The following is a 2,733-nucleotide window of genomic DNA, read 5'->3' as shown; positions in this document are numbered from 1 at the left end:
CGTCTTTTAAGTGCCTTAAAAGCAAACGATATCCAGCAATTACAGTTCATCTTACAGGATTCAAAGACAAAAGATATTTCACAAGGACTCAAGCGCGTCATTCAAACATTCATCAAATACTTGCCCTATATCTCAAATACGATGCGTTATCCACATTTAACGAATGGGCCAATTGAGGGAATTAATAATAAAATAAAACTGATTAAACGGGTTTCTTATGGTTATAGCAATTTCTGGAATTTTAGGAATCGAATCTTAATCATTTCCAAGGTATTTGTAAGTGAATATAAAAAACGCATTAAACAACAAAATAACGTTGCTTAATGCGTTATCGTCTCGCCAACCGACGTTGACAAAGAACCTCACTTTCTTATGATGTATCTTATCTTTTTTATCATATCTGCTATCAATCCTATTTAGCTTTTGTGTTTATTTCTTATTTCTTTTAAATTAGCGATACCAACAATAATAGGGAGAGAAGCAATAGTAAAGCTAGATAAATACCCTGCACCAATAGCAAAATAAAAGAACATAAAGGATAAAATTCCAATTACAATTAACATTCTATTATAGGCGGCGTTATGAGCTAGTTTAGTTTTTTTAGACATATTCAATATCTCCTCAAAGCCATTAATTTGTGTCCTCTCTATTTGACATATCTAAAATCATGTCCTTAAGGTTTATTGTGTCATATCCTCCAATCATTATTCGACCTTGATTGTTAAAATATGAACTAACATGAAAGCGGTAGACTTTTTTACCTTCACAACTATTTTAATAATTAATTATAATGGTGATAGATGAACTTTCTGCGTCGCTAAAGCATTTCTGAAGTATTCATTATGATCGATAAAAATCATAGTGGGGCGCGCATTTGATAATGTTTCTATCAGTTGATCTACCACACAATAATCTAAATAATTCGTAATCTATAAATATAGAAAAATCACGTAATGGTAACACTTACTTTTCAACATTATCAATGAAGGATTGCTTTTCTTCAATTTTTCTTTCGTTTCTTATAATAACCGCCTTAGACCTTTTCATATGTTTAGCGGCTCTTGATTTGTCAAAAGCATCTTTAGGGTTGCTTTCACGCGAATGCCCCAAAGCACTCATGTTTTTAGAAACTATATCGAGCTGTTTGATTTCCTTTTTTAAGAGATTCATTTTTTCTTGAGTCATTTTATCAGCGTTGTTTCTCTCGCATTCCCATGTTTCAAGGTCACATTTACAAGCTCAATATTATTTTTTGTTAGTCACTAAAACATCATCAATGGTTTTATTTAAAAGTTTTTATTCTTACTTTCTAGCAAAATATAAAGATAACTGAATCTAACAATAACTACTGAGATTTAGACATGTTATGGTTTTTCTAATTATAAAGGGTTTCTTTTATAGATACATATACTTGCTATATTTACTTGTGTGAATGTATTGTTAAACTAAGAAAGTAAGCGTTTTTATGATTTGCCTATTTTGTGCGCAGATTCTATAAATTCAACATATTCGGTCTAATTCTCACGCGTGATTCATTCAATGATAATAAAAATATGACATAGTGGTAGGTGCTCATTATATGAACAACAAAAATTTATCTTTTACAACGAATCGATTAGAAATACGGCCTCTGAAGAACAGTGATTATGAAAGATGGTTAAAAGGTTTCACTGATAGAAAGCCTTCAAAACATAAATATGATGACGGGCTTATAGACATGTCAGAATGTACAAAACCTTGGTTTAACGGACTTGTCAAAAAGCATCAAGAATTTATTGAAAATGACCAAATGTATATTTTTGCTATATTCGATAAGCATAATCAACAACATTTAGGTATGATTGATATCGCAACGATAAGACGTGAAAACTTTCAATGGGGCGAATGTGGTTACTTTGTACATAATCAGTTTTGGCGCAATGGCTATGCCTATGAAGCAATTAAAAAAATACTCTATATAGCGAGTAGTGTTCTTAAATTCCATAGACTTGAAGCTCACGTAAATATAGACAATATCCCTTCGATCAAGCTATTAGAGAAATCTGGTTTTGAATATGAATGTACTCGAAAGAATTTTATATATGAATTTGAAGGATGGACGGATAATCATATTTACTTTATCAACTTAGAGGCTGAAAATTAAAAAATGATTTAAAGAAAAGAAGGAAAGAATTAAGTCTTATTTTTTAGCAAATTAAGTAGTGAGTTGTTGTTGAAAAATAAATAGTGAGTAGGTAGTAAAAGGGGCCCAGCTCTAATAGGAGAAATAACTTAGTGAGTGATTTGGTTAAAACTCTGAAGCTTCCTATTATAACTGACTTAGGTTTATATCATTCTTCTTTCGATAAGAATGATAGTTTAATTGGTGATTTAATTGCCTGCTTAAAAGGTCTTAGAAATGCTATAGCACATAATAGGGGTTTATTTGACTGTAGATTCAAAGAAAATAACGTTGGAAAACAACTTACAGAATATTTTAATATTAAAATGAATGTGAAAGATATCCATTTTAATAGAATTGTTGACTATTTAGCAGTAATTATCTTAATAAGCGCTTCCTTAGGTTATAATAAAACAGAACTAAGAAAAATAGTTAGATCTTTTGAAGCAAAATCTTAATGAATTAAGGCAAAGCCTTAATGTAAGTACTTATGATAAGGTTATAGGTACAGATGTACTCAATAAGTTAAGGCAAATTAATCATTATATAAATAATTTTTCTTGATATGTAGT

The 2,733-nt window shown here is 30.2% G+C and carries 5 protein-coding genes; 3 read left to right on the top strand and 2 right to left on the bottom strand.

The window, feature by feature from the left end; translation table 11 throughout:
* Window positions 1-324, top strand: a 324-nt coding sequence (locus CD118_RS10910; protein ID WP_142380874.1) for a transposase, incomplete at its 5' end; no start/stop codon positions are given.
* 92 nt (window positions 325-416) lie between these two features.
* Here CD118_RS10910 and CD118_RS10905 read toward each other — a convergent pair.
* Together CD118_RS10905 and CD118_RS10900 are read right to left on the bottom strand one after the other, a co-directional pair.
* Window positions 417-608: a hypothetical protein gene (locus tag CD118_RS10905; protein WP_060830441.1), complete on the bottom strand. Its 192-nt coding sequence runs from the start codon at window positions 606-608 to the stop codon at window positions 417-419.
* Window positions 609-963: 355 nt separating this feature from the next.
* Entirely contained in the window at window positions 964-1,185 is a 222-nt protein-coding gene (locus CD118_RS10900; protein WP_060830442.1) for a hypothetical protein, read from the bottom strand.
* Window positions 1,186-1,579: 394 nt separating this feature from the next.
* On the opposite strand from CD118_RS10900, the gene CD118_RS10895 reads away from it, so the two are divergent.
* Both CD118_RS10895 and CD118_RS10890 read left to right on the top strand, forming a co-directional pair.
* Complete coding sequence (locus tag CD118_RS10895; protein WP_050346145.1) at window positions 1,580-2,143, top strand: GNAT family N-acetyltransferase; 564 nt, start codon at window positions 1,580-1,582, stop codon at window positions 2,141-2,143.
* A gap of 131 nt (window positions 2,144-2,274) precedes the next feature.
* Window positions 2,275-2,619: a hypothetical protein gene (locus CD118_RS10890; protein ID WP_060830443.1), complete on the top strand. Its 345-nt coding sequence runs from the start codon at window positions 2,275-2,277 to the stop codon at window positions 2,617-2,619.
* The last annotated feature ends 114 nt before the right edge of the window (window positions 2,620-2,733 follow it).

The sequence above is a fragment of the Staphylococcus coagulans genome, from assembly GCF_002901995.1.
Taxonomy (GTDB): Bacteria; Bacillota; Bacilli; order Staphylococcales; family Staphylococcaceae; genus Staphylococcus; species Staphylococcus coagulans.
This window is presented reverse-complemented; position numbering and strand designations above follow the sequence as displayed.